Annotated in this window: 22 protein-coding genes and 2 tRNA genes; 11 read left to right on the top strand and 13 right to left on the bottom strand. The window is 67.6% G+C overall.

Annotated elements, in window-relative coordinates; translation table 11 throughout:
• The first annotated feature begins 57 nt into the window (after positions 1–57).
• From LIG30_RS17895 to LIG30_RS17865, 7 genes are all read left to right on the top strand, one after another.
• Positions 58–145, top strand: a tRNA-Ser gene (locus tag LIG30_RS17895).
• 114 nt (positions 146–259) lie between these two features.
• Positions 260–661: a hypothetical protein gene (locus LIG30_RS17890; RefSeq protein WP_038714066.1), complete on the top strand. Its 402-nt coding sequence runs from the start codon at positions 260–262 to the stop codon at positions 659–661.
• Positions 662–871: 210 nt separating this feature from the next.
• Complete coding sequence (locus LIG30_RS17885) at positions 872–1,165, top strand: hypothetical protein (RefSeq protein WP_038714101.1); 294 nt, start codon at positions 872–874, stop codon at positions 1,163–1,165.
• A gap of 186 nt (positions 1,166–1,351) precedes the next feature.
• Entirely contained in the window at positions 1,352–1,837 is a 486-nt protein-coding gene (locus tag LIG30_RS17880) for an energy transducer TonB family protein (RefSeq protein WP_051995082.1), read from the top strand.
• A gap of 115 nt (positions 1,838–1,952) precedes the next feature.
• Positions 1,953–3,263 (top strand): MFS transporter, encoded by a 1,311-nt coding sequence (locus LIG30_RS17875; RefSeq protein WP_038714098.1) that lies wholly within the window; start codon positions 1,953–1,955, stop codon positions 3,261–3,263.
• 101 nt (positions 3,264–3,364) lie between these two features.
• Positions 3,365–3,544, top strand: coding sequence for a hypothetical protein (locus LIG30_RS17870; protein WP_038714065.1), 180 nt, complete (start codon positions 3,365–3,367; stop codon positions 3,542–3,544).
• A gap of 253 nt (positions 3,545–3,797) precedes the next feature.
• Complete coding sequence (locus LIG30_RS17865; protein ID WP_038714062.1) at positions 3,798–5,294, top strand: chloride channel protein; 1,497 nt, start codon at positions 3,798–3,800, stop codon at positions 5,292–5,294.
• A gap of 16 nt (positions 5,295–5,310) precedes the next feature.
• Here the strand turns inward: LIG30_RS17865 and minE are convergent, their stop codons facing one another.
• The 11 genes from minE to LIG30_RS17815 all read right to left on the bottom strand — a co-directional run bounded on the left by minE (position 5,311) and on the right by LIG30_RS17815 (position 15,923).
• On the bottom strand, positions 5,311–5,565 hold the full coding sequence (minE, locus tag LIG30_RS17860; protein WP_038714060.1) for a cell division topological specificity factor MinE: 255 nt from the start codon (positions 5,563–5,565) through the stop codon (positions 5,311–5,313).
• Between the two features lie 12 nt (positions 5,566–5,577).
• On the bottom strand, positions 5,578–6,393 hold the full coding sequence (gene minD / locus LIG30_RS17855) for a septum site-determining protein MinD (protein ID WP_038714059.1): 816 nt from the start codon (positions 6,391–6,393) through the stop codon (positions 5,578–5,580).
• 59 nt (positions 6,394–6,452) lie between these two features.
• Positions 6,453–7,214 (bottom strand): septum site-determining protein MinC, encoded by a 762-nt coding sequence (gene minC, locus LIG30_RS17850; protein ID WP_038714057.1) that lies wholly within the window; start codon positions 7,212–7,214, stop codon positions 6,453–6,455.
• 72 nt (positions 7,215–7,286) lie between these two features.
• A complete protein-coding gene (locus tag LIG30_RS17845) occupies positions 7,287–7,934 on the bottom strand; it encodes a GNAT family N-acetyltransferase (protein ID WP_235510335.1) in 648 nt (215 codons plus the stop codon).
• A 46-nt stretch (positions 7,935–7,980) separates the two neighbouring features.
• Positions 7,981–9,522, bottom strand: coding sequence for a methyl-accepting chemotaxis protein (locus LIG30_RS17840; RefSeq protein WP_038714055.1), 1,542 nt, complete (start codon positions 9,520–9,522; stop codon positions 7,981–7,983).
• Complete coding sequence (locus LIG30_RS26515; RefSeq protein WP_152986142.1) at positions 9,519–9,770, bottom strand: hypothetical protein; 252 nt, start codon at positions 9,768–9,770, stop codon at positions 9,519–9,521. Before LIG30_RS26515 ends, LIG30_RS17840 begins: the two co-directional genes overlap by 4 nt.
• Before the next feature lie 14 nt (positions 9,771–9,784).
• Positions 9,785–9,875 (bottom strand) — tRNA-Ser (locus LIG30_RS17835).
• 127 nt (positions 9,876–10,002) lie between these two features.
• Positions 10,003–11,304 (bottom strand): serine--tRNA ligase, encoded by a 1,302-nt coding sequence (gene serS / locus LIG30_RS17830; protein WP_038714054.1) that lies wholly within the window; start codon positions 11,302–11,304, stop codon positions 10,003–10,005.
• A gap of 94 nt (positions 11,305–11,398) precedes the next feature.
• Positions 11,399–12,709, bottom strand: a complete 1,311-nt coding sequence (locus LIG30_RS17825) for a replication-associated recombination protein A (protein WP_038714053.1) — start codon at positions 12,707–12,709, stop codon at positions 11,399–11,401.
• A gap of 159 nt (positions 12,710–12,868) precedes the next feature.
• The gene (lolA, locus tag LIG30_RS17820; RefSeq protein ID WP_038714051.1) at positions 12,869–13,570 is read right to left on the bottom strand and encodes an outer membrane lipoprotein chaperone LolA; all 702 of its coding nucleotides are present in this window, start codon (positions 13,568–13,570) and stop codon (positions 12,869–12,871) included.
• 46 nt (positions 13,571–13,616) lie between these two features.
• Positions 13,617–15,923 (bottom strand): DNA translocase FtsK, encoded by a 2,307-nt coding sequence (locus LIG30_RS17815; protein WP_038714049.1) that lies wholly within the window; start codon positions 15,921–15,923, stop codon positions 13,617–13,619.
• 304 nt (positions 15,924–16,227) lie between these two features.
• Here LIG30_RS17815 and trxB point away from each other — a divergent pair, with 304 nt between their 5' ends.
• The 3 genes from trxB to LIG30_RS17800 all read left to right on the top strand — a co-directional run bounded on the left by trxB (position 16,228) and on the right by LIG30_RS17800 (position 18,743).
• Positions 16,228–17,190, top strand: a complete 963-nt coding sequence (trxB, locus tag LIG30_RS17810) for a thioredoxin-disulfide reductase (RefSeq protein WP_038714048.1) — start codon at positions 16,228–16,230, stop codon at positions 17,188–17,190.
• Positions 17,191–17,356: 166 nt separating this feature from the next.
• Positions 17,357–18,133 carry a Smr/MutS family protein gene (locus LIG30_RS17805; protein WP_038714047.1) on the top strand — a complete coding sequence of 259 codons (777 nt, stop codon included), beginning with the start codon at positions 17,357–17,359 and terminating at the stop codon, positions 18,131–18,133.
• The gene (locus LIG30_RS17800; protein ID WP_038714045.1) at positions 18,120–18,743 is read left to right on the top strand and encodes a trimeric intracellular cation channel family protein; all 624 of its coding nucleotides are present in this window, start codon (positions 18,120–18,122) and stop codon (positions 18,741–18,743) included. The genes LIG30_RS17805 and LIG30_RS17800 overlap by 14 nt, the downstream gene beginning before the upstream one ends.
• 57 nt (positions 18,744–18,800) lie before the next feature.
• On the opposite strand, the gene LIG30_RS17795 is transcribed toward LIG30_RS17800, so the two are convergent.
• Positions 18,801–20,345 carry a methyl-accepting chemotaxis protein gene (locus LIG30_RS17795; RefSeq protein ID WP_038714043.1) on the bottom strand — a complete coding sequence of 515 codons (1,545 nt, stop codon included), beginning with the start codon at positions 20,343–20,345 and terminating at the stop codon, positions 18,801–18,803.
• A gap of 155 nt (positions 20,346–20,500) precedes the next feature.
• The gene (locus LIG30_RS17790) at positions 20,501–22,243 is read right to left on the bottom strand and encodes a methyl-accepting chemotaxis protein (RefSeq protein ID WP_268760710.1); all 1,743 of its coding nucleotides are present in this window, start codon (positions 22,241–22,243) and stop codon (positions 20,501–20,503) included.
• Positions 22,244–22,873: 630 nt separating this feature from the next.
• Here LIG30_RS17790 and zwf point away from each other — a divergent pair.
• The gene (gene zwf, locus LIG30_RS17785) at positions 22,874–24,343 is read left to right on the top strand and encodes a glucose-6-phosphate dehydrogenase (RefSeq protein WP_038714041.1); all 1,470 of its coding nucleotides are present in this window, start codon (positions 22,874–22,876) and stop codon (positions 24,341–24,343) included.
• Positions 24,344–24,349: the final 6 nt, after the last annotated feature.

Raw genomic sequence — 24,349 nt, 5'->3', positions numbered from 1 at the left:
CGCTGAAGTGCCGACTCCGGTCGACAGGCGCGGCATTTCGGTTACAATGCCGCCTCCGGAAGCGTGGCCGAGTGGTTTAAGGCACTGGTCTTGAAAACCAGCGACGGGCAACTGTCCGTGAGTTCGAATCTCACCGCTTCCGCCACCCGCCAGCATCCCTTCCCCTCTCGCGGCGTTCGCCACATTCACGCCCGCACCGCATCCCGGTGAATCTCCCGCTACAATCCGCGCTCAGATCCGCACAACCGGGAAGCACGCCATGAAGCACATCATCGCGACGTCACTCGTCGCAGCCCTTGCCGCCGCGAGCGCGCACGCGGCGGCCGAGACGCCGACGGACAACGAGACGCCCGGGCAGCCGTGCGCGATCGCGTACGTCACCGGCGTCGGCGGATCGGCTCCGAGCGTTCGCGAATACCTGGCGAGCCCCTACAAGGACCAGTATCGCTACCTGGCCGACAACCCGATCCAGTGCAAGATCTCCGATGAAGGCCGCGCGTCCGCCTGCACCGGCCTCGCCAGCCTTCGGCACGAGCGGGTCAGCGTGTACGACGACAGCGACGACACGATGGTGACGGTGGTTGCGCCGGTCGAGCTCGACAGGGGAACGTACCCGGTGATCATCGTGGTGCCCCGACAGAATGTGCAGTGCGCCCAGTGAAGCCCGAAGCGCGCACCGGTTAGCCGTCGACTGACCGCCACGCTCAGGCAGCGCGCCTGGAACGAACGCCCGTACGAATGGCAACGCGGCGTCCCCGCCCCAACGCCGTCTCCGATCGCCTAAAATCAGTAGCAGAACGGCGGCACGCAAGCCGCCGCACATTCGATGCGATGCGCCGGCAGTGCGCCGGCGCGGCAAACGGAGACCGCCATGTCCGAGCAGCCGACACCGACCCGACAGGTCGATTACGAGGGCTTCGAAATCCACGTTGCGCCCGCCCCGATCCCCGGCGACGACACGCACTTCACCTACACCGGCTACGTGTGCCACCCGGGCGCCGATCCCGCGCTGCCCGGCCATACCGTGCCGTTCCATGCGGACGGCGAAGAGCGCTTCGCGAGCCTGGACGAAGCGGCGCACGAAGCGGTGCACATCGGCCGCAGCATCGTCGACGGCACGCATCCGGACCTGTCCGTGCTGTCGCTCGTCACGCACGGATACTGACCGGGCGGAAATGGTGCGCGACCTCGGTCGCGCACCCGGTCCCGCGCGCATCCGCCATCGCGCGCGACCGGCGCCGGCATCATCACCCGCCGCTGCACCCCGCATCGCGCGATATACGTTTGTCCCGATGTCGCGCCGCATTTGCGTGACTATGATTCGTCTATAGTCACGTCCGCCCGCCTTCCCATGTCAGCCCTCCTCCGCTTTGCCGCATGGCCGCGCGTCGCCGCGCTCGCCGGCCTCGCCGTGCTCGCCGCCTGCACGATCACGCCCCCGCCGCCGCACGCGGTGATCACGCTGCCGTCGATCATACGTTCCGGGAACCTCGCGCAATACCGGGCAGCAGTTGCCGAGCGCGTCGCCGAGCGTAACCCGTCAGGCCTGCTGAACGGCACGCCGCAGGCGATGCTGCGCGCGCTTGTCGTGGTCTCGTTCACCGTCAATCGCGACGGTCAGCTGGTGAACTCGTCGGTCTATCGCAGCAACGGCGACAGCGAAGCCGAGCGGATCGCGCTCGCGTCGCTGCGACGCGCGGCGCCGTTGCCGCCGCCGCCCGCGCAGCTGCTCAACGGCAGCGGTCAGGTGGAGCTGATGGAAAGCTGGCTCTTCAACGACAACGGCAAGTTCCAGTTGAAGAGCATCGCGTCGGCGCAAGCGCAGTCGATCGACTGAGCCCGCGCGCCGCCCGCGCGATTGCCGGCGCACAACGCCGCTGGCTATAATTTTCCGCACCCGCGCGGCCGCACGTATCGTCGACGCATTTCCGAAAAACAACATGGAGACACGCATGTCCGCATCCCCGACGGCCGTTGCGAACGCAACCACTTCGGCCGGCGCCGTCAGCCGCAAACGCATCGTGTTCGCGAGCTTCATCGGCACCGCGATCGAGTTCTACGATTTCTACGTCTACGCAACCGCCGCCGCGCTCGTGATCGGCCCGGTGTTTTTCCCGCACGGCTCGGCGACCGCGCAAGCGCTGTCCGCGTTCGTCACGTTCGGTATCGCATTCATCGCGCGGCCAATCGGCTCGTTCCTGTTCGGCCACTTCGGCGACCGGATCGGCCGCAAGTCCACGCTCGTCGCGTCGCTGCTGGTGATGGGCCTGTCGACCACCGCGATCGGCCTCGTGCCGGGCTACGACGCGATCGGCACGCTCGCGCCGGTGCTGCTGTGCGTGCTGCGCTTCGGCCAGGGCATCGGCCTCGGCGGCGAATGGGGCGGCGCCGCGCTGCTCGCGACCGAGCACGCGCCGCACGGCAAGCGCGGCTGGTTCGGCATGTTCCCGCAGCTCGGGCCGTCGGTCGGCTTTCTCGCGTCGAACGGGCTGTTCTTCGCGCTCGCCGTCTCGCTGTCCGACGCGCAATTCCGCAGCTGGGGCTGGCGCATCCCGTTCCTCGTCAGCGCGGTGCTCGTCGCGCTCGGCCTGTACGTGCGCCTGAAGATCGCCGAAACGCCGGCGTTCCAGGCCACGCTCGATCGTCAGGATCGCGTGCGCATGCCGATCGCCACGCTCGTCACGCGCCATTGGCGGCCGACGCTGCTCGGCGCACTCGCGATGGTGGTCTGCTACACGCTCTTCTACATCTCGACGGTGTTTTCGCTGTCGTACGGCGTCGCGACGCTGCATATCCCGCGCCAGAGCTTTCTCGGCCTGCTGTGTTTCGCGGTCGTCTTCATGGGGCTCGCGACGCCGCTGTCGGCATGGGCGGCAGATCGCTTCGGGCGCAAGCCGGTGCTGATCGCCGGATCGGCCGCCGCGCTGCTGTCCGGCTTCACGATGGCCCCGCTGCTCGGCAGCGGCTCGATGCCGCTCGTCGCGCTGTTCCTGACGCTCGAGCTGTTCCTGATGGGCGTGACGTTCGCGCCGATGGGCGCGCTGCTTCCGGAGCTGTTCCCGACCCATGTGCGCTACACGGGCGCAGGCGTGGCCTACAACCTCGGCGGGATTCTCGGCGCGTCGATCGCGCCGTATATCGCGCAGGTCCTCGCCGCGCGCGGCGGGCTCGCGTGGGTCGGCGGCTATGTGTCGATCGCGGCGGCAATCAGCCTGCTCGGCGTGCTGCTGATGCGCGAAACGCGCGACGCGTCGCTCATCTGAGCTGCCCCGGGACGGCACGGGTTGCCGGGCGGCGCGCGCTGCCTATACTCGAGACGTGACGCGCCCGCACCCGCGTCGCGGAAAACCCGGGAGTTGCCACGATGCCTGTCCGTCTCGTGAATGCCGATCTCGTCATGATCCTCGCGCTCGCGCTGGGCGGCGCGCTCCTGCTCGCGGCCCGCTTCAGGCCGAAGACGTGGCGCGGCATCCTGGCGGAGGCGCTGCTCGCGAACGCGGCGGCAGTCGCCGCCGTGCTCGCGGTCGAGGCGCTGCTGGCCTGACCCGCACGGCGCGCGCCGCCGCGCCGCCGCGATATCGGCGATTGAGCTGCCCGCCGGCCGCGCAGGCGATCCGTTTCGGCGGCCAGCCGGCATAAGCGACGGCGGGCCGATGCCAACTGCGCCGTCCGCACCGGCGTCCGGCGCGTCGGCCCGCATCCACACGTATGCCTGCCGCAAGGATCGACGACAGCCAGTTGAAGGCCCTCTCCCGCGACATCTCTCTATAATCGGGACTTTGCCGACGGCCGCGCCGATGCAACGCACTGCCCTGTTCCCCGCCCTCACTCGCCGCACCCAACGTATCTGGCGCCAATACGGCGTCTTCTGGCTCGGCGCAATCGCCGTCGGCCTGACCGCGGTGCTGTATGCGCGGCTGATCGACTGGGGCTACGACACGTTCCGCACGCTGCAGCACCGCGCAACCTGGCTGCCACTCATCCTGACGCCGGCGATCGCGGCGGGCTCCGTATGGCTCACGCGGCGCTTTTTCCGTGGCGCGGAGGGCAGCGGCATTCCGCAGGTGATCGCGACGCTGCATGCGCGGCCGAGCGCGTTCGGATCGCGGCTCCTGACACCGCGGATCCTGCTCGCGAAAATCGCGATCTCGTTCCTCGGCATCCTCGGCGGCTTCACGATCGGCCGCGAAGGCCCGACCGTGCAGGTCGGCGCGGCGCTGATGTTCAACCTGCGCCGCTTCTATCCGCGCTCGAACGCGCAGATCGAGCGCCAGCTCGTGCTTGCGGGCGCGGCGGCCGGGCTGTCCGCCGCGTTCAACACGCCGCTCGCCGGGATCGTGTTCGCGATCGAGGAGCTGACGCGCAGCTTTTCGGCGCGCGCCAGCGGCGTGCTGATCACCGCGATCATTCTCGCCGGCGTGGTGGCGCTCGCCCTGAACGGCAACTACACGTACTTCGGCACGATCGACATCGGCCCGCATTTCCCGGATCTGCTCGCGGTGGCGGTGCTCGTTACCGCGCTCGTCACCGGCGTCGCGGGCGGGCTGTTCTGCTGGCTGCTGCTCAATACCGGCCGCTGGCTGCCGCCGCGCCTGCTCGGCCTGTATCGCGAACGGCCGATCGCGTTCGCCGCGCTGTGCGGCCTCGCGATCGCCGTGGTGGGCCTGCTGTCGGGCGGCACGACGTTCGGCAGCGGCTATGCGGAAGCGCGCGGGCTGCTCGACGGCCACGAGCGGCTGTCGGTGTTCTATCCGTTCCTGAAGATCGTCTCGATGGTCGCGTCGTACCTGCCGGGCATTCCGGGCGGGATCTTCGCGCCGTCGCTGTCGATCGGCGCGGGCTTCGGCAACCTGCTGCACCTGGTGTTCGGCGACATGCGCCTGCCGGTGCTGGTCGCGCTCGCGATGGTCGGCTACCTGGCCGCCGTCACGCAATCGCCGATCACGTCGTTCGTGATCGTGATGGAGATGATCAATGGCCACGCGCTGGTGATCTCGCTGATGGCCGCCGCGCTGATCGCCAGCCGCGTGTCGCGCTTTTTCGCGCCGCCGCTGTATGAAACGCTCGCGCAGCGCTATCTCGCGCCGCCGGCACCGGCGCCTTCGCCCGCGACGCCGCCCCGCTCCGAGGTCACGGCGCCGCAGGACGCGGCCGCCGCGCCCGCCGATCCGCTCGACACGCTGCGCGACGAGGCCGACGGCGCGTCAGGCCGGCACGCGCCGGCCGGCGACGGGCCGGCCGCGACCGCGGCGGATGCCTCCGTCACGCGTCCCGGCCCTCGCGACGCTCAATAAGGCCGGGCGCGGGCCGTCAGGCCTGCGGAATCTCGATCTTCACTTCCAGGACCTCGAGATCGTCCTGGCGCTCGAGACTCACGCGGATGTCATCGTTCGAGATCTTCACGTACTTCGAGATGACGGCCACGAGCTCCTTCTGCAGCGCGGGCAGGTAGTCGGCCGGTGGCCGGCCGCCGACGCGCTCGTGCGCGATGATGAGCTGCAGGCGCTCTTTCGCGACCGAAGCGGATTTTTTCTTCTCACCGAGGAGAAACGACAGAATCGACATGAACGCCCTCCGTTACTTGCTGCCGAAGAGGCGCTGCAGCAGGCCCGGCTTCTGATAATCGGTGAACCGCAGCGGCTTGTCCTCGCCGAGGAAGCGCGCAACGATGTCCTTGTAGGCTTCGGCGACGTCGGTGCCGTCCATATGCACCGCCGGCAAGCCCTGGTTCGACGCGTGCAGCACCGCCTCCGATTCCGGCACGACGCCGATCAGCTTGATGCGCAGGATCTCGCTGATGTCCTCGAGCGACAGCATCTCGCCTTCGTTGACGCGCTTCGGGCTGTAGCGGGTGATCAGCAGGTGCTCCTTGATCGGGTCCTTGCCGTCCGTCGCGCGCTTGGTCTTCGACGACAGGATGCCGAGAATGCGGTCCGAGTCACGGACCGACGACACTTCCGGGTTCGTCACGACGAGCGCCTCGTCGGCGAAGTACATCGCGTGCAGCGCGCCCGACTCGATGCCGGCCGGCGAATCGCAGACGATGTATTCGAAATCCATCGCGATCAGGTCGTTGATGACCTTCTCGACCCCTTCGCGCGTCAACGCATCCTTGTCGCGGGTCTGCGACGCGGGCAGGATGAAGAGGTTCTCGCACTTCTTGTCCTTGATGAGCGCCTGGTTCAGGTTCGCCTCGCCGTGGATCACGTTGACGAGGTCGTACACGACGCGGCGTTCGCAGCCCATGATGAGGTCGAGGTTGCGCAGGCCGACGTCGAAGTCGATCACGGCCGTCTTGTGGCCGCGCAGCGCCAGACCGGACGCGAAGCTCGCGCTCGTCGTCGTCTTGCCCACGCCGCCCTTGCCCGAGGTCACCACGATGATTTTTGCCATTTACCCTATACCCTGTGTTCGTCAATGAGAGCCGATCGAGCCGGTTCGCGCCGCGTGCGTCACGTCAGGCGTAGCGGTTCGATCATCAATTTTTCCTCTTCGAGCCGGATCTGCACCGGTTTGCCCTGCACGTCCGGCGGCAACGGGTTCTCGGTGGTTCGATAGATGCCCGCGATCGAAATCAGTTCCGGCTCGAGACACGTGCAGAAGATGCGCGCGTCATGGTTGCCGTGCACGCCCGCGAGCGCGCGGCCGCGCAGCGGCGCATAAATGTAGATGTTGCCTTCCGCGATCACCTCGGCGCCGTAGCTGACCAGGTCGAGCACCACGAGGTCGCCCTTCGCGTAAATCTGCTGCCCCGAGCGCAGCGGCTTGTCGATCATCAGCGTCTGGCTGCCCGCGGGCACCTGCACCACCGGCGGCGCCGGCGCAGGCGCGGGTTCGACCGCCGGCGCGGCCTCGGGTGCGGCGGCCTCCTCGTCCGGCTTCGCAGCCGGCGCACGACGGTCGCGCGCCTCGAGCAGCGGCAGGCCCGCTTCGCTCGCCCATGCCTGCTGGCCCGGCTGCGCGACGACCCCGACGGGGCGCATCCGCACGTCGTTGAGCATCTGCCGGATCTCGGCAAGCGGCACGCGCTCGTGGCCCGCAAGGCGGCGGACGTCGATCGCGACGACGTCATCGGCAAAGAATTCGGGAGTCGCTTCGAAGCGCTTGACCAACTCGGTGCGCAATGCGCCGAGATCGGTTGTCTTCACGATGAAGAACAACGTGTCGACGGTCCCGCTGCGCAGTTCGAAGAATGGCGATTTTTTAAGCGACATGGACGTTCAGCAAAAAAATTTTGCGTATTTTACAGTCGTCCACGCCACCGGCCATTATTTTTGGCTGGCGCGTCAGCGCGCCACTTGCGAGACGAACAGCGACTTCATCGCGCCGGGTACCCGGGCGATCGGCGCGTGCTCGCCGGTGTTGTTGAAGCCGGCCCGCTCGTAGAAGCGGACCGCGTTACGGTTCGCGTCGGCAATCCACGCATAGATTTCCCCCGCGCCGCGCTCGGCGAGCCATGCGCTCGCCGTATCCACGAGCAGCACGCCACCGCGCAGGTGGCGCACCGCATGCGCGACCCACAGCTCGCTGACGAACGCGCGGCGCTGCGGCGTGCCGTCGAAATACGCGCCGATCATGCCGGCCGGATGGCCTTCGGTATACAGCAGGAATGTCGTCGACTGATCGGAAGTCGCGCGCTGCGCGGCGATCGCCTCCGCCGCGGCCGCGTCGACAGCCATCATGTCGGCCTCCGGCGCTTCGCCGGGCGCGTAGGGCTCGCGCAACGACGCCGCGCGGAGTTCGCGATAGACGCCACCCTGATCGGCAGCGATACGACGAACGGTCAAGATCGAACTCATGCAGGCACAGCCCCTGTCGGACAGCAAGTTACTAGCTTCAACCGAAAGCAGGGCATGAGTCAAATCGTAATTTTCAAATGGCGGCGCGAATCGAAAGGCAACCGCCGTTGCAGGGGCCCGAAACGACGCGCGCACGCGGTGGCGGCGGCACTTTTATTGCACCGCACCATCAGCGGCGCGCTCAGGCCGCGACGCCGCCGCGCACCTTGAACACCGACACGGCGTGCCTGAGCGCGTGCGCCTGCTCCGCGAGCGACTGAGTCGCCGCCGACGCCTGCTCGACGAGCGCCGCATTGCGCTGCGTCGCTTCGTCCATCTGCGTGACGGCGACGTTGACCTGATGGATCCCGCCGCTTTGCTCCTGCGACGCCGTCGAAATCTCGCCGACGAACGTCGTCACGCGCTGCACCGCGCCGACGATCTCGTGGATCGACGCGCCCGCCTGGCCGATCAGCGTCGCGCCGACGTCGACGCGCGCCGTCGATTGCTCGATCAGCGTCTTGATCTCCTTCGCCGCGGCGGCGCTGCGCTGCGCGAGCGTGCGCACTTCCGACGCGACGACCGCGAAGCCGCGTCCCTGCTCGCCTGCGCGCGCGGCCTCGACCGCCGCGTTGAGCGCGAGGATGTTGGTCTGGAACGCGATCCCGTCGATCACCGAGATGATCTCGCCGACCTTCGCCGAGCTGTCGGCGATACCGTTCATCGTCTCGACCGCCTCGGCCATCACGCTGCCGCCGGAGGACGCGATCCGCGACGCGTCGTCGGCGACCTGCGACGCATGTTGCGCGTGCTCGGCGGCCTGCCGCACGACGCTCGTCAATTCCGCGATGCTAGACGCCGTTTCCTGGAGCGACGCGGCCTGCGCCTCGGTGCGCGCCGACAGGTCGTGGTTGCCCGACGCGATTTCCGCGCTCGCCGTCGCGACCGACTCGGCATGCTCGCGCACCTCGAGCACGACGCCCGACAGGCTGGCCTGCATCGCCTGCAGCGCGCGCAGCAGATCGGCGATCTCGTCGCGACCGCTGGCATCGACCTCGCGGGTCAGGTCGCCGCCGGCGACCGCCTTCGCGCAGGCCACCGCCTTGTCGAGCGGCCGCAGGATGCTCCGGCTGAACATGAAGCTGCCGATCATCGCGAGGCCGAGCATGACGAGCATGATCGAGATGCTCGCGGTCGTCGCGTGCTGCGCATCGCGAATCGCCTGCGCGGACACCCCGGCGCTCTCGTCGGCAATCATCCGCGCGGCGCGCTCGAGCAACGCGGCCGGTTCGCGGTCGATGCCGGCGACCGCCGCGTCGCCCACGGTCGGCTCGAAGCCGGCCGCCTTGAACGCGTCGAATCCGCGCCGGTAGCCCTGCCCCATCGCGCTGTGCGCGCGCATGAACTGCTCGACGAGCTGCTTGCTCTCGCCCGGCGGCAACTGCCTGTCGAGCTCGGCGGCGAGCGTGTCGACCGTGCGTTCGCGCTTCTGGAACGCGGTCCAGTACTTGTCCAGCTTCTCGGGCTGCTTGCCGCGCAGCAGCGTGTCCTTCCATTCCTGGACTTGCAGCTTGAACTGCACGAGCGTGGTCGACACGAGCCGCTCGTTGGCCACGTTCGACTGGACATCGGTCGAGAACGTGTCGATCGAACGGTTGAGGATGTGATTGCCGTAAAGGGCGCAGGAGAAAATCAGCAGCAACGCGACTGCAAATGCGAAAGGGATCTTGTAACTCAGCTTCATATCACGTGAATCGTCGGGGGCGGCGGCACCATGATGCAAATAAAATACATGGCCCCGGATTCCGTTAACGGCGCGCCAACGGCAAGCTTGAAGCGGAAAATGAAAAATGATGCGCGCGCGGATTCGCTGCGCATGTCGGGCGTGGCGCGACGGCCGCCCGGAGCGGCGCATGGCGCGCCTCGAAATCTCGCTTCGGCAAGTTGGATGACGTGCCCAAAACGAAAAACCCCTTGATCCTGCCGGATCAAGGGGTTTCGTATTTTGGCGGAGAGGGTGGGATTCGAACCCACGGTACGGGGAAACCGTACGCCTGATTTCGAGTCAGGTACATTCGACCACTCTGCCACCTCTCCTTCCTTACTGCATTTCCCGGTTGGTCGTTTCCGGGAAAGAAAAGATTATAGAACGACTTAAATGAAACTTCCAAGCCTTTTCTGAAAAAAATTTTCAGGCATCGCCGGAAGCCTCATCGGGCGGCGGTCAGGCCGCCTGCGCAGGCGCGTCGATACGCTCCAGACCACCCATGTACGGACGCAGCACCTCCGGCACCGTGACCGAACCGTCGGCGTTCTGGTAGTTCTCCAGCACCGCCACGAGCGTGCGGCCAACCGCGAGGCCCGAACCGTTCAGCGTATGCACGAGCTCCGGCTTGCCCTGCGCGTTGCGATAACGCGCCTGCATCCGTCGCGCCTGGAACGCCTCGGTGTTCGAGCAGCTCGAGATCTCGCGATACGTGTTCTGCGCGGGCAGCCACACCTCGAGGTCGAACGTCTTCGCCGCCGAGAAACCCATGTCGCCCGTGCACAGCGCGATCACGCGGTACGGCAGGCCGAGCTTCTGCAGGATCGTCTCGGCATGGCCGACCATCTCGTCGAGCGCGGCATACGACGCTTCCGGCGCGACGATCTGCACCATCTCGACCTTGTCGAACTGGTGCTGGCGAATCATCCCGCGCGTGTCGCGGCCGTACGAGCCGGCTTCCGAACGGAAGCACGGCGAATGCGCGGTCAGCTTGATCGGCAGCGCGGACGCGTCAACGATCGATTCGCGCACGGTGTTCGTCAGCGAAATCTCCGACGTCGAGATCAGGTATTGCGTGATGGTGTTCTCGCCGCCGCCCTTCTCGACGCGGAACATGTCGTCCGCGAACTTCGGCAGCTGGCCCGTGCCGTACAGGATGTCCGGGTTCACGATGTAAGGCGTGTACGTCTCGCTGTAGCCGTGCTGCTGCGTGTGCGTGTCGAGCATGAACTGCGCGAGCGCGCGGTGCAGGCGCGCGATCGGGCCGCGCAGCATCGTGAAGCGCGCGCCGGCGAGCTTCGCGCCGGTCTCGAAGTCGAGGCCGAGCGGCGTGCCGACGTCGACGTGATCCTTCACGTCGAAATCGAACGCGCGCGGCGTGCCCCAGCGCTTCACCTCGACGTTGTCGCTCTCGTCCTTGCCGACCGGCACGCTCTCGTGCGGCAGGTTCGGCATGCCCAGCAGCAGGTCGGACACGCGCGCCTGGATCTCGTCGAGCTTCGTGGCCGACGCCTTCATTTCGTCGCCGATGCCGCCGACTTCGGCCATCACGGCCGTCGTGTCCTCGCCCCGCCCCTTCATCGCGCCGATCTGCTTGGAGAGGCTGTTGCGGCGCGCCTGCAGTTCTTCGGTGCGGGTTTGGATCGCGCGGCGCTCCGCTTCGAGTGCGGAAAACGCTGCGACGTCGAGGGTGTAGCCGCGATCGGCGAGGCGCTTGGCGACGCCGTCGAGGTCTTTGCGCAGCAACTGGATGTCGAGCATGGGAGGACAGGAAAAATCGTTGTGTGAGACGGGGATTCTAACGCACCGCGCGTCCGCCACGGCGCGCGCGTGGCGGATGCCGGAGGAACGCGCACTAATCCTTCTTGCCCGCCTCGCGGTCGAGTTCGCGCAGCCACGCGAGCTTGTCGGCAATCTTCGATTCGAGCCCGCGCGGCACCGGCTGGTACCAGCGCGGCTCGCGCATGCCGTCCGGCAGATAGGTCTCGCCGGCCGCATACGCGTTCGGCTCGTCATGCGCGTAGCGGTACGCGTGGCCGTAGCCGAGTTCCTTCATCAGCTTGGTCGGCGCGTTGCGCAGATGCACCGGCACCTCGCGCGACTTGTCCTGCTTGACGAACGCCATCGCCTGGTTGAACGCGTTGTAGCCCGCGTTGCTCTTCGCCGCGCACGCGAGATAGATCACCGCCTGGCCGAGCGCCAGCTCGCCTTCCGGCGAGCCGAGCCGCTCATAGGTCGCGGCCGCGTCGTTCGCCATCTGCATCGCGCGCGGATCGGCGAGGCCGATGTCTTCCCACGCCATCCGCACGATCCGCCGCGCGAGGTACTTCGGGTCCGCGCCGCCGTCGATCATCCGGCAGAACCAGTACAGCGCACCGTCCGGGCTCGAGCCGCGCACCGACTTGTGCAGCGCCGAGATCTGGTCGTAGAAGTTGTCGCCGCCCTTGTCGAAGCGGCGCGCGTTCAGCGTCATCGCGCTGCTGACGAAATCGGCGTCGATCGTCGTCACGCCGGCCGACGCGGCCGCCGTCTGCGCCTGCTCGAGCAGGTTCAGGAAGCGCCGCGCATCGCCGTCCGCGTAGCCGACCAGCGTGTCGACCGCCTTGTCGTCGAACGCGAGCCCTTCGAGCGCGATCTCCTGCGCACGCTTGAGCAGCAGGCGCATCTCGTCGTCGGTCAGCGACTTCAGCACATAGACCTGCGCACGCGACAGCAGCGCCGAGTTGACCTCGAAGCTCGGGTTCTCGGTCGTCGCGCCGATGAAGGTCACGAGCCCCGACTCGACGAACGGCAGCAGCGCATCCTGCTGGCCCTTGTTGAAACGGTGGATCTCGTCGACGAACAGGATCGTGTGGCGGCCGGTGCGGTTCAGCGTCTCCTTCGCCTGCTCCATCGCCTCGCGAATGCCCTTCACGCCGCCCAGCACCGCCGACAGTGCGATGAACTCGCAATCGAACGCCTGCGCGGTGAGCCGCGCGAGCGTGGTCTTGCCGACGCCGGGCGGCCCCCAGAGGATCATCGAATGCGGCTTGCCCGATTCGAACGCAAGCCGCAGCGGCTTGCCTGCGCCCAGCAAATGCATCTGGCCGATCACCTCGGCGAGCGTCTTCGGCCGCAACGCCTCGGCGAGCGGCCGACGCGGTTCGACTTGAAACAGGTCGGACATGAACCCTGGCTCCACTTCAATCGATGGCGGCCTGACGCGGCCGCCGGACTGTGCATTATGACAGCCGCGCGACGCGGCCGCCGCGCGCCAAGGGCCTGTTCACGCCAATAACGGGCCCTGAACGAAGCGGGCCCGCTCGAAGACGGCATGACGGAATGGTCAGCCGCTGATCACGTCGGCGCCCTTCGGCACGACGAACTTGAACGTGTCCGACTTCAGCGGCGGGTTGGTCTGCATGTTCGTGAAGGTCAGCAGCGTGACGTTGCCGAACACGTCATGCAGCTCCATCGCGGCGAGCGTGCCGTTCCGGAAGCCGATGCCGATCCGCTGGAACTGCGTGTCCTGCGCCTTCGGCAGCATCTCGAGCCAGTCGATGCCGCCCTTCTCGCCCGCATCGCGCAGCGTGTAGTTCTTGTCCAGGTCGTTGCTGCCGAACAGGATCGCCGCCGGGCTCGCGCCGAGTGCGCCGGACAGCTTGCGCTCGGTGACCTGGTTCAGGTCCTTGTCGTACACGTACAGCTTCTCGCCGTCGGCCTGCAGCACCTGCTGATACGGCTTCTGGTACGTCCAGATGAACTTGCCGGGGCGCGAGAACACGAACGTGCCGCTCGAATTGTCGCTCGCCTTCGGCAGCGCCTGCGCGGCGCTCGCGCCCTTCGCGGGCGCCTTGACGATCTGCTGCGTGAAATCGCCCTTCGCCGAACGCACCTGCGCGACGAACGCCTTCAGCTGCTCGGTGCCGCTCGCAAACGCGTGCGACGCCGACAGCATCAGCGCCGCGCCGGCCAGCGCGGCGCCGAGCCAGCGCCGCGCGCCGCGCTGCGTCGATTGAACGGAATGGGCGGACGAATGTTGCTGCATATTACGGTTTTCTCCGTGGGTGGCCGGCGCCGCGAGCGCCGCGGACTCATTCCGCGTCGCGCGCCGGCACAAGAATTTCGCGGTTGCCGCTCGACGACATCGCCGACACGAGCCCCGACTGCTCCATCTGCTCGAGCAGCCGCGCCGCGCGGTTGTAGCCGATGCGCAGATGGCGCTGCACGAGCGAGATCGACGCGCGGCGGTTCTTGACGACGATCTCGACCGCCTGGTCGTACAGCGGATCAGACTCGCCGCCGCCTTCGCCGGTTCCCGCGCCGGCCGCGCCCTCGTCACCGTCGGCGGTGCCGCCTTCGAGCAGCCCCTCGATGTAGTTCGGCTCGCCCTGCTCCTTGAGCTTTTCGACGACGCGGTGCACCTCGTCGTCCGACACGAACGCGCCGTGCACGCGCACCGGCAGGCCGGTGCCGGGCGCCAGGTAGAGCATGTCGCCCATGCCGAGCAGCGATTCGGCGCCCATCTGGTCGAGAATCGTGCGCGAGTCGATCTTCGACGACACCTGGAACGCGATCCGCGTCGGCACGTTCGCCTTGATCAGCCCGGTGATCACGTCGACCGACGGACGCTGCGTCGCGAGGATCAGGTGGATGCCGGCCGCGCGCGCCTTCTGCGCGATCCGCGCGATCAGCTCCTCGACCTTCTTGCCGACGACCATCATCAGGTCGGCCAGCTCGTCGATCACGACGACGATGTTCGGCAGCCGGCCGAGCGGCTCAGGCTCCTCCGGCGTCAGGCTGAACGGATTCGGAATCTTCTCCTCGCGCTTCGCCGCGTCGTCGATCTTGTTGTTGTAGCCGGACAGGTTGCGCACGCCGAGCTTGCTCATCAGCTTGTAGCGGCGCTCCATCTCGGCGACCGTCCAGTTGAGCGCGTTGCCCGCCTGGCGCATGTCGGTGACGACCGGGCACAGCAGGTGCGGGATGCCTTCGTACACGCTCATTTCGAGCATCTTCGGATCGATCAGGATCAGGCGCACCTGCTCGGCGCTCGCCTTGTACAGCAGCGACAGGATCATCGCGTTGATCCCGACCGACTTGCCCGAGCCGGTCGTACCGGCGACGAGCAGGTGCGGCATCTTCGCGAGGTCGGCGCACACCGGCTTGCCGCCGATGTCCTTGCCGAGGCCCATGGTGAGCAGCGACGGCGCATCCGCGTAGACCTCGGAACCGAGGATCTCGGACAGGCGCACCGTCTGGCGGCGCTGGTTCGGCAGCTCCAGCGCCATGCAGTTCTTGCCGGGGATCGTCTCGACCACGCGGACCGACACGAGCGACAGCGAGCGCGCGAGGTCCTTCGCCAGACCGACGATCTGGCTGCCCTTCACGCCGGTCGCGGGCTCGATCTCGTAGCGGGTCACGACCGGGCCGGGATACGCGGCCACGACGCTCACCTCGACGCCGAAGTCCTTCAGCTTCTTCTCGATCAGGCGCGACGTGAATTCGAGCGTGTCGGCGGACACCGATTCCTGCACCTGCGGCGCCGGATCGAGCAGCGCGATCGGCGGCAGCGTCGAGTCGCCCGGCAGGTCGGTGAACAGCGGCACCTGGCGCTCCTTTTCCACGCGCTCGGACTTCGCCGGCGTCACGACGGGCGGCACGATCGTCACCGGCTCGTGCTCCTCGATGCGCACCCGCTCCTCCTCGACCTTGCCCTCGCGGCGCACGGCCGCGGCCTCGCCGAGCCTGCGGTCGCGCACGGCCTCGCGGCGCAGTTTCGCGACGTTGACGGCGGACAGGATCGCGTCGCCGACACGCTCGGCGACGGACAGCCACGAAAAGCGGAAATACAGCGACAGGCCGATCGCGAGCGCGATCAGCAGCGCGAGCGTGCCGCCCGTGAAGCCGAACGCGTGCGACATCGCATGCGCGACCGCCTCGCCGACCACGCCGCCCGGCGCGCGCGGCAATTGCACCTTGAGCGACCACATCCGCAGCGCCTCGATGCCGTCGCACGCGAGCAGCACGAGCACGAACGACAGCCCTTCGGCGAGCCAGCCGGCGGGCCGCTCGGGCTCGTCGAGCGATTCGTGGTGGGTGATGCGGCGGTAATTGGCGGCGATCCGGCGCGCGAGCGGCACGATCAGCCAGTACGCGGACAGGCCGAACAGCAACAGGACGATGTCCGCCGTCCACGCGCCGACCCGGCCCGCCCAGTTCGAGAAGTGATCGACCTGCGCGGCGTGCGTCCAGCTCGGATCGCGCCGGCTGTAGCTCAACAGGGCCATCACCAGAAAGCCGAACAGCGCGACCTGGAGAATCCAGCGGATCTCCGTGAGGAGCTTCGACATCCGGTGCGGCAACGCCTGTGCCTGGGCGGAATAAGGAGCTTTTGCCATGAATCCGTATAGAAAGGGCGGACCGCGCACGCTGCCGGTCCGCCGATCGTTCGATCCGGCCTATTGTAAACGCTGCGCCGCCCGGGCAATTGTAAATGACGGTTACATACCGGCGCCGCAAGCCGCGCCCGACGGGGGCTGGCCGGGAAAGGCTATCGCCCCGATTGAAACTGCCGTTCGGCAGCCCGGCACCCGGGCCTTTATAATGCGCGTCTGATACCCATCTACGGCGGCATCCCGGTCAACCCCGACCGCCCGGCGGCGCCACCCCGACCGCCGCGGCCGCCCTTTACGGATCTTGCACATGTCCACGCCCAAACACGCCAAAGTCCTGATTCTCGGTTCCGGCCCCGCCGGCTACACGGCCGCCGTCTATGCGGCGCGCGCCAACCTGTCCCCGGTGCTGGTCACCGGCATCGCCCAGGGCGGCCAGCTGATGACCACGACCGACGTCGAGAACTGGCCGGCGGACGCGAAAGGCGTGCAGGGCCCCGAGCTGATGCAGCGGTTCCTCGAGCATGCGGAGCGCTTCAACACCGAGATCCTGTTCGATCACATCCACACCGCGAAGCTCCACGAAAAGCCGATCCGCCTGATCGGCGACGCCGGCGAATACACCTGCGATGCACTGATCATCGCGACCGGCGCGTCGGCGCAGTATCTCGGCCTGCCGTCCGAGGAAGCGTTCATGGGCAAGGGCGTGTCGGCCTGCGCGACCTGCGACGGCTTCTTCTACCGCAACCAGGAAGTCGCGGTCATCGGCGGCGGCAACACCGCGGTCGAGGAAGCGCTCTACCTGACCGGCATCGCGAAGAAGGTCACGGTGATCCACCGCCGCGACAAGTTCCGCGCCGAGCCGATCCTCGTTGACCGCCTGCTCGAGAAGGAGAAGGAAGGCGTCGTCGAGATCAAATGGAACCACGTGCTCGACGAAGTGACGGGCGACAATTCGGGCGTGTCGGGCCTGCGCATCAAGGACGTGCAGACCGGCGCGACGGAAGACCTCGCGGTGCAGGGCCTGTTCGTCGCGATCGGCCACAAGCCGAACACGGACATCTTCCAGGGCCAGCTCGAGATGAAGGACGGCTACATCATGACGAAGAGCGGCCTGTCGGGCAACGCGACGGCGACGAGCGTGCCGGGCGTGTTCGCCGCCGGCGACGTGCAGGATCACGTATACCGCCAGGCGATCACCAGCGCGGGCACCGGCTGCATGGCCGCGCTCGACGCGCAGCGCTACGTCGAAAGCCTGCACGACCGCAAGTAAGCAGTCGGTTGGGCGGGCCACCTTGAGGCGGCCCCCATCCCGGGACGGGCGCTACAATGGCGTCCGCTGCCGCGCCGTCTGCCTGCCTCGAAGCCGCTGCCGTCGCGCAGCGGCTTTTTTTATGTGCCGCGCGCCGCGCGCGGCCATCTGTCTTGCGTGTGACATCATGGCGAAAAACCAGCCCCATCCGAGCGACCCCGCGAAGCGGCAAGCCGCCGCCCGCCCCGCGAAACCCGCCCCTGTCGAGCCTGCCACGCCCGCCCCCGCCGCGCTGCGCGGCCAGGGCCTCGCCGGCCTCGGCGCACTGCGCACGACGCTCAAGGGCGAAGCCGAGCGCCGCGAGCGCCAGCGCACCGAAACCGCGAAGGCCGCGCGCCAGACCGAAGCCGACGCGAACCTGTTCCGCGCCGGGATCGGCGCGGTCAAGCCGCTCGACGCGCCGCCGCGCGCGGCAGCCGGCCGCGCGCAGCCCGCGCCGGTGCCCCAGCAGACGCAGCGCGACGAAGAGGCCGTGCTCGGCGAGACGCTGTCCGACGAGTTCGATCCGGAGACGCTGCTCGACAGCGACGAGGCGCTCTACTACCACCGCCCCGGCGTGAGCGGCGACGTGGTGCGCAAGCTGAGGAGCGGCGCGTGGATCGTGCAGGCGCAGCTCGACCTGCACGGGATGCGGCGCGACGAGGCGCGCGACGCGCTCGCCGCGTTCATCCGGGAATCCGGCAAGAAGGGCCTGCGCTGCCTGCGCGTGATCCACGGCAAGGGGCTCGGCTCGATCGGCAAGGAGCCGGTGCTGAAGGGCAAGGTGCGCGCGTGGCTCGTGCAGAAGGAAGAAGTGATCGCGTTCTGCGAGGCGCGCAGCCACGACGGCGGCGCAGGCGCCGTGCTGGTGCTGCTGCAGCCGTCGGCCGTGCCCGGCGATCGGGGGCCGCGTGCCGCATCCTAGGCTGACACTCGCGATCGCCGTGCTCGAGGCGATCGCGACGCTCGCGTTCGCGATTTCCGGTTTCGTCGAGGCGCGCAAGAACCGGCTCGACTCGGTCGGCACGTTCGTCGTCGCGCTTGCGACCGCGTTCGGCGGCGGCACGCTGCGCGACATCCTGCTGGAGCGCCGCCCGTTCTACTGGGTGGTGCACGACGGCTACGTGATGGTGATCTTCGCGCTGTCGCTGTTCGCGCCGGTCGTGCTGCGGATGGTGTCGCGGCTGTCGGCCGAGCGGATGCTGCTGGTCGCCGACGCGGTCGGGCTCGGCATCTTCAGCATCTCGGGCACGTCGATCGCGCTCGACGCGGAAATGCCGCCGTTCATCGCGGTGATGATGGGCGTGATCACCGGTGTCGTCGGCGGGATCATCCGCGACGTGCTGTGCAACGACATCCCGCTGATCCTGCGCGATTCGCGACCGTACGCGACCTGCGCGTTCGTCGGCTGCTGGTTCTATCTGCTGCTGGCCTGGCTGCAGTTCGATTCCGTCTACAGCGTGCTGCTTGCCACCGGCTTCATCCTCGTCGCCCGGCTCGTCACGTACAAGTTCGACGTCCGGCTGCCGCATTGAGCGCCGGGGCGCGCGTCGAGCGCCCCGCCGGACGTCTGCCGCCTGCGCGGCTTCGGGCTAGCCGTGGAACCTGAACCGGGAGATGGCGGCTTTCAGGTCTTCGGCCTGCGTCTCCAGGGAATGCGCGGCCGCGGCCGCTTCCTCGACCAATGCCGCGTTCTGCTGCGTCACGTCGTCCATTTGCGCGACGGCCTGGTTGACCTCGCCGATGCCCCGGCTCTGCTCGCGCGACGACGTGGCGATTTCGCTCATGAGATCCGTCACGCGCCGCACCTCGTGCTGGATCCTGTCCATCGCGTCGCCCGCTTCCTTCGCATAGTCCGCGCCGACGCGCACCCGCTCGACGGAATCCTCGATCAGCGCCTTGATCTCTTTCGACGCCACCGACGAGCGTTGCGCCAGCGAACGCACCTCGGACGCCACCACCGCGAAGCCGCGGCCGTGCTCGCTCGCGCGCGCCGCCTCGACCGCGGCGTTCAACGCGAGGATATTGGTCTGGAACGCGATGCCCTCGATCACGCCGACGATATCGGCAATCTTGCCCGAGCTGGCATTGATGCCGTCCATCGTCTCCACGACGCGTGAAACCACCTCGCCGCCATGCGAGGCGACATTCACCGCCTGCGTCACGAGCTGGTTCGCCTCGTTCGCGTTGTCCGCGCTGCGGGACACCGTCGACGTCAGCTCCTCCATGCTGGCCGCCGTTTCCTCGAGCGACGCGGCCTGCTGCTCGGTGCGCTGCGACAGATCCTCGTTGCCCGCCGCGATCTGGTGGGTGGCGGTCGCGATCGAATCGGCCGAGATCTTGATCGTGCCGATCGTCTGCGTGAGCTGGGTCTGCATGCACTTCATCGAGTACAGCAGGCTCGTGCGGTCATCCGGCGCGAGCCGGATGTCCGCCGTCAGATCGTTGCCGGCGATCCGGTTCGCGATGTCGGCGGCATAGGACGGCTCGCCGCCAAGCGAGCGGAGGATGCCGCGATTGAGCATCACCACCACCGCCGACAACGCGCCGGCCGCCACCAGCAGGATCGCGAGGCTGCGATACAGCGTCGCGTGAAACGCCGCGTCGATGTCGTCGACATACACGCCCGTCATCAGCGTCCATCCCCACGGCTGGTAGCCGACATCATAGGAGATCTTCGGGGACGGCTTGCTCGCGCCCGGCCGGGGAAACGCATACGTGGTGAACCCCTTGCCCTCGCGCTGCACGATCGCGAGCGCGTCCTTGAAAATCGCCGCTGCGGCGGGGTCCTTGAACTGCACGATCTCGTTGCCGTTCAAGTCCGGCTTGGTCGGATGCATCAGGATCCTTTGCGCGTCGAGCAGCACGAAATAGCCGTCCTCGCCATAGCGGATCGAGCGAATCCGGTCGATCGCCCGCTTTTTCGCCTCCGCCTCCGGCAGCGTGCCGGCCGCCACCTCGTCGCCATAGGTCTTGACCATGCCGAGGGCGATCTCCGACGCGTGAACCAGATCCAGCTTGCGCTCGTCCAGCTGGGCCTGCCTCATCTGCCACGCGTCGTAGACTGCGAGTCCGACGAGGCACACGAGACTCATGACGAGCGGCAACCAGAGCTTTTGTACAAACGACAGTTTCATTGCACTTCCAGAATTTCAGCAAACGGGCGCGAGCCGCCGGCAACGCGCCATCATGGGCAAACGGCAAACAACGGAGGAGATCGGCGCACGCGGCGGCATCGCCAGCGCACGGGGCATGCGCCGCGGCCGCCCCCTGCGCCGATCAGCGCGTCCGGTCAGAACGTGCTCCAGCCGTCGTCGTCCTCATTCGCGCTGGCAGTCTGCGCCGCAGGCGCTGCGGCAGGCGCGGACGCAGGCGCCGGTGCAGCGGCGACCCGGCGGACGGCAGCCGGCTTTTTCGGGGCGGCGGGGCGAAGCGCATCCGCCGAACCGGCGACAGCCGCGGGCCGCGCGCCGGCGCTGCCCCCCTGATGCAGCTTGAATACCGACACCGCGCGCACCAGATCCTGCGCCTGCGACTTGAGGCTCGCCGCGGCGGCCGACATCTCCTCGACCAGCGCCGCATTCTGTTGCGTCGCCTCGTCCATCTGGGTCATTGCGGTCCCGACCTGCGACACGCCCGCGCTCTGCTCGACGCTCGCCGCGCTGATCTCGCCCATGATGTCGGTGACGCGCCGGATGCTGCCGACCACCTCGGTCATCGTCGCGCCGGCCTGGTCGACCAGCGCCGTGCCGTCCTCCACGCGCGCGACGCTGGCGGTGATCAGGTTGCGGATCTCCTTGGCCGCTTCGCCGCTGCGGCTCGCGAGACTGCGGACCTCGCCCGCCACCACCGCGAAGCCGCGCCCCTGCTCGCCCGCTCTCGCCGCCTCGACCGCCGCGTTCAGCGCGAGGATGTTCGTCTGGAACGCGATGCCGTCGATCACGCCGATGATTTCCGCGATCTTCTTGCCGGATTCGTTGATGCCCTGCATCGTGTCGACCACCTGCGCGACGACGTCGCCGCCCTTGACCGCGACCGTGGACGCGGTCTGTGCGAGCTGGTTGGCCTGGCGCGCATTGTCGGCGTTGTGCTTGACGGTCGAGCCGAGCTCCTCCATCGATGCGGCCGTTTCCTCCAGCGCGCTGGCCTGGCTTTCGGTTCGCGCGCTCAGGTCGACATTCCCCTGGGCGATCTGCGCGCTCGCCGACGCGACGGCCTCGGCGCCACGATGCACGGTCGAGACCACCTTGCGCAGCGCGTCCTGCATGTTCGACAGCGAACGCAGCAACTGCGCCGCCTCGTCGCGTCCTTCGATGCGAATCTCGTGCGTCAGGTCGCCCTGCGCGATGTCGTCGGCGGTTTCGATGGCCACGTTCAGCGAGCGCGACACGCCGCGAATCAACGCGAGCCCGAACAGAATCGCCGCGCCCACGCCCAGCACCACCGCGACGATCGCGGAGTTGCGGATCAAGTGGTAGCGGTCGACCGCCGTCACGTACTCGTCGCGCGCGACGTCGAGCTGAAGGCTCACCAGCGCCTCGATGTCGCCGCGCACCGGCCCGTAAAGATCGCGCAACGCGCCGGCCTGCAACTGCCGCGCCGCGTCGAGATTGCCCGCGCGCATCGCGGCGACGATCGGAACGACGGCGTCCCGCTCGAATTTCGCGCGGTCATCCGCGAACCGCTTCGCCAGCTCCGACTCGTTCGGCGTCAGATAGGTCGCCATGTAGGCGGCCCAGACCTTGTTGAGTTCCGCGACGTTGCCGTCCACCGAATCGATGCCCGCCTTCGCATCAGCCGGATTCTGGGCGACGAGCGCCTCCGCGATGACGAGGCGGTTGCGCGACATCAGCCGCTGGACCTGGCCGATCTGCCCGAGGCTCACGGTGCGGTCTTCATACACGGTTTTCAGCGAGTCGTTGGCGCTGCTGATGCCGTAGATGCCGAGCACGGCGCCCACGATCAGCATCACCGAAAGAGCGCCGACAAGCACCATCAGGCGGGTGGAAATCTTGAAATTGCTGAAGAAACTCACGCTTGCTTTCCCACTTCGATAAACGACATCGCCAGGTGGCGTCATCGCGTTGTAAATTCCGGACACTCCCGTCTCTCGACGGGAAGTCGCCTCGCGCCGGCGGCCTGCGCCGCCCGGCGCGACGTCGAACGCGGCGGGCAACGACCGGGACTTGCGCTCTGCCATTCATCTGCGTGCATGGATCGATCTCGCCGCATCGGGGTGCGCGGAGAGGCTTCTTTCTCGACCACTCGGGTCTTCCCCAGCTTTCCTGTCGCACATAACGGCATGCGCGTTCGAAGCTTTAGGGCTGTGTCGAGCGCCGCCGCCAATATTCGACGCCGCAGCTTCGATTTGTCTGCGAACGCGTCGGAGGATAGGGGTTAACCTCAATCACTAAGGTTGCGCCATCAATCAACATCGGGTTGCGCCCGATGCGCGTCACCGATGTCCGGTATCAGGCCGCGCATCGCGCGCACCCGCTCGGCGGGCATGCTTTGCTCTGCCGACCACGCTGCGTTTTTCTTTGCCCGACGGCTCCCGCTTTCGACAAATTGTAGTTAAACTACAATTATTCATCGAAAATAATTACATCGTACTACGGATCGTTGACCAGCCCAGATTCCCAGCCCACTCAACCGGCGGAGACTCATGCATACCGATTCCAGCTTTACCTTCGTCCTCTTCGGCGGCACCGGCGACCTGTCGATGCGCAAGATCCTCCCCGCGCTGTTCGAAGCGCACAGCGCGAACATGCTGGCGGAAAGCGGCCGGATCGTCGCCGTCGCGCGCCATGCGGCGGACCGCGCCGGCTATCTCGAGTGGGTCGAGGAGCATGTGAAGCCGCACGCGGAGAAAACGTCGAACGGCGCGTTCGACGAAACGGCGTGGAAAGGCTTCCTCGATCGCATCGTCTACGTGAGGCTCGACCTCGGGCGCGCGGAGGACTACGCGGTGCTGCGCGACACGGTCGCCGGACTGTCCGGCATCCGCGTGTTCTATCTCGCGACCGGCCCGTCGCTGTTCGTGCCGATCTGCAAGGCGCTCGCGTCGGTCGGGCTGAACCAGGGCGCGCGCATCGTGCTCGAGAAGCCGCTCGGCTACGACCTGCGCTCGTCGAACGCGATCAACGACGCGGTCGGCGAGATCTTCGCGGAAGACCAGATCTACCGGATCGACCACTATCTCGGCAAGGAGCCGGTGCAGAACCTGCTCGCGCTGCGCTTCGGCAACGCGCTGTTCGAGCCGCTGTGGCGCCGCGAGTGGGTCGAGAGCATCCAGATCACGATCGCCGAGGAGCTCGGCGTGGAGGCGCGCGGCAACTTCTACGACAATACCGGCGCGCTGCGCGACATGGTGCAGAACCACCTGCTGCAGTTGCTGTCGATCGTCGCGATGGAGCCGCCGCATTCGATGGACGCCGATTCGGTGCGCGACGAGAAGCTGCGCGTGCTGCGCGCGCTCAAGCCGGTCGATCCGCGCGACATCGGCAAGATCGCGGTGCGCGGCCAGTATCACGCGGGGGTGATCAAGGGCGCACAGGTGCCGGCCTATGCGACCGAGCCGGGCGTGAAGGCGGACAGTCAGACCGAAACCTTCGTCGCGCTGAAGGTCGAGATCGACAACTGGCGCTGGGCGGGCGTGCCGTTCTTCCTGCGCACCGGCAAGCGGCTCGCCGACCGCGTCGCCGAGATCGTCGTCAACTTCCGCGCGGTGCCGCACTCGGCGCTCGGCCCCACCGCGTTGCGTCCGGGCGCGAACCGCCTCGTGATCCGCCTGCAGCCGAACGAGTCGATCCGCCTCTATTGCCTCGCGAAGCAGCCCGGCGAGGGGATGAATCTCGCGAGCGTCCACCTCGATCTGGCGTTCGACCAGTTCTTCAAGGAAGGCCGGATGGAGGCGTATCAGCGCCTGCTGCTCGACGTGATCAACGGCCGCCTCGCGCTGTTCGTGCGCCGCGACGAGCAGGAAGCCGCGTGGCGCTGGGTCGAGCCGGTCCTCAACGAATGGGCGAACTCGCTGAAGCCGCCGAAGCCGTACGCGGCCGGCACCTGGGGGCCGGCCGCGGCCAGCGCGATGCTCGCGCAGCACGGCACCTGCTGGCTCGAGGAAGAGAACTGACCGGGC

The organism is Burkholderia sp. lig30 (assembly GCF_000687455.2).
In the GTDB taxonomy this organism is placed as follows: domain Bacteria; phylum Pseudomonadota; class Gammaproteobacteria; order Burkholderiales; family Burkholderiaceae; genus Burkholderia.
The sequence above is the reverse complement of the archived record's forward strand: the minus strand, read 5'-3'. Positions and strand labels throughout refer to the sequence as shown.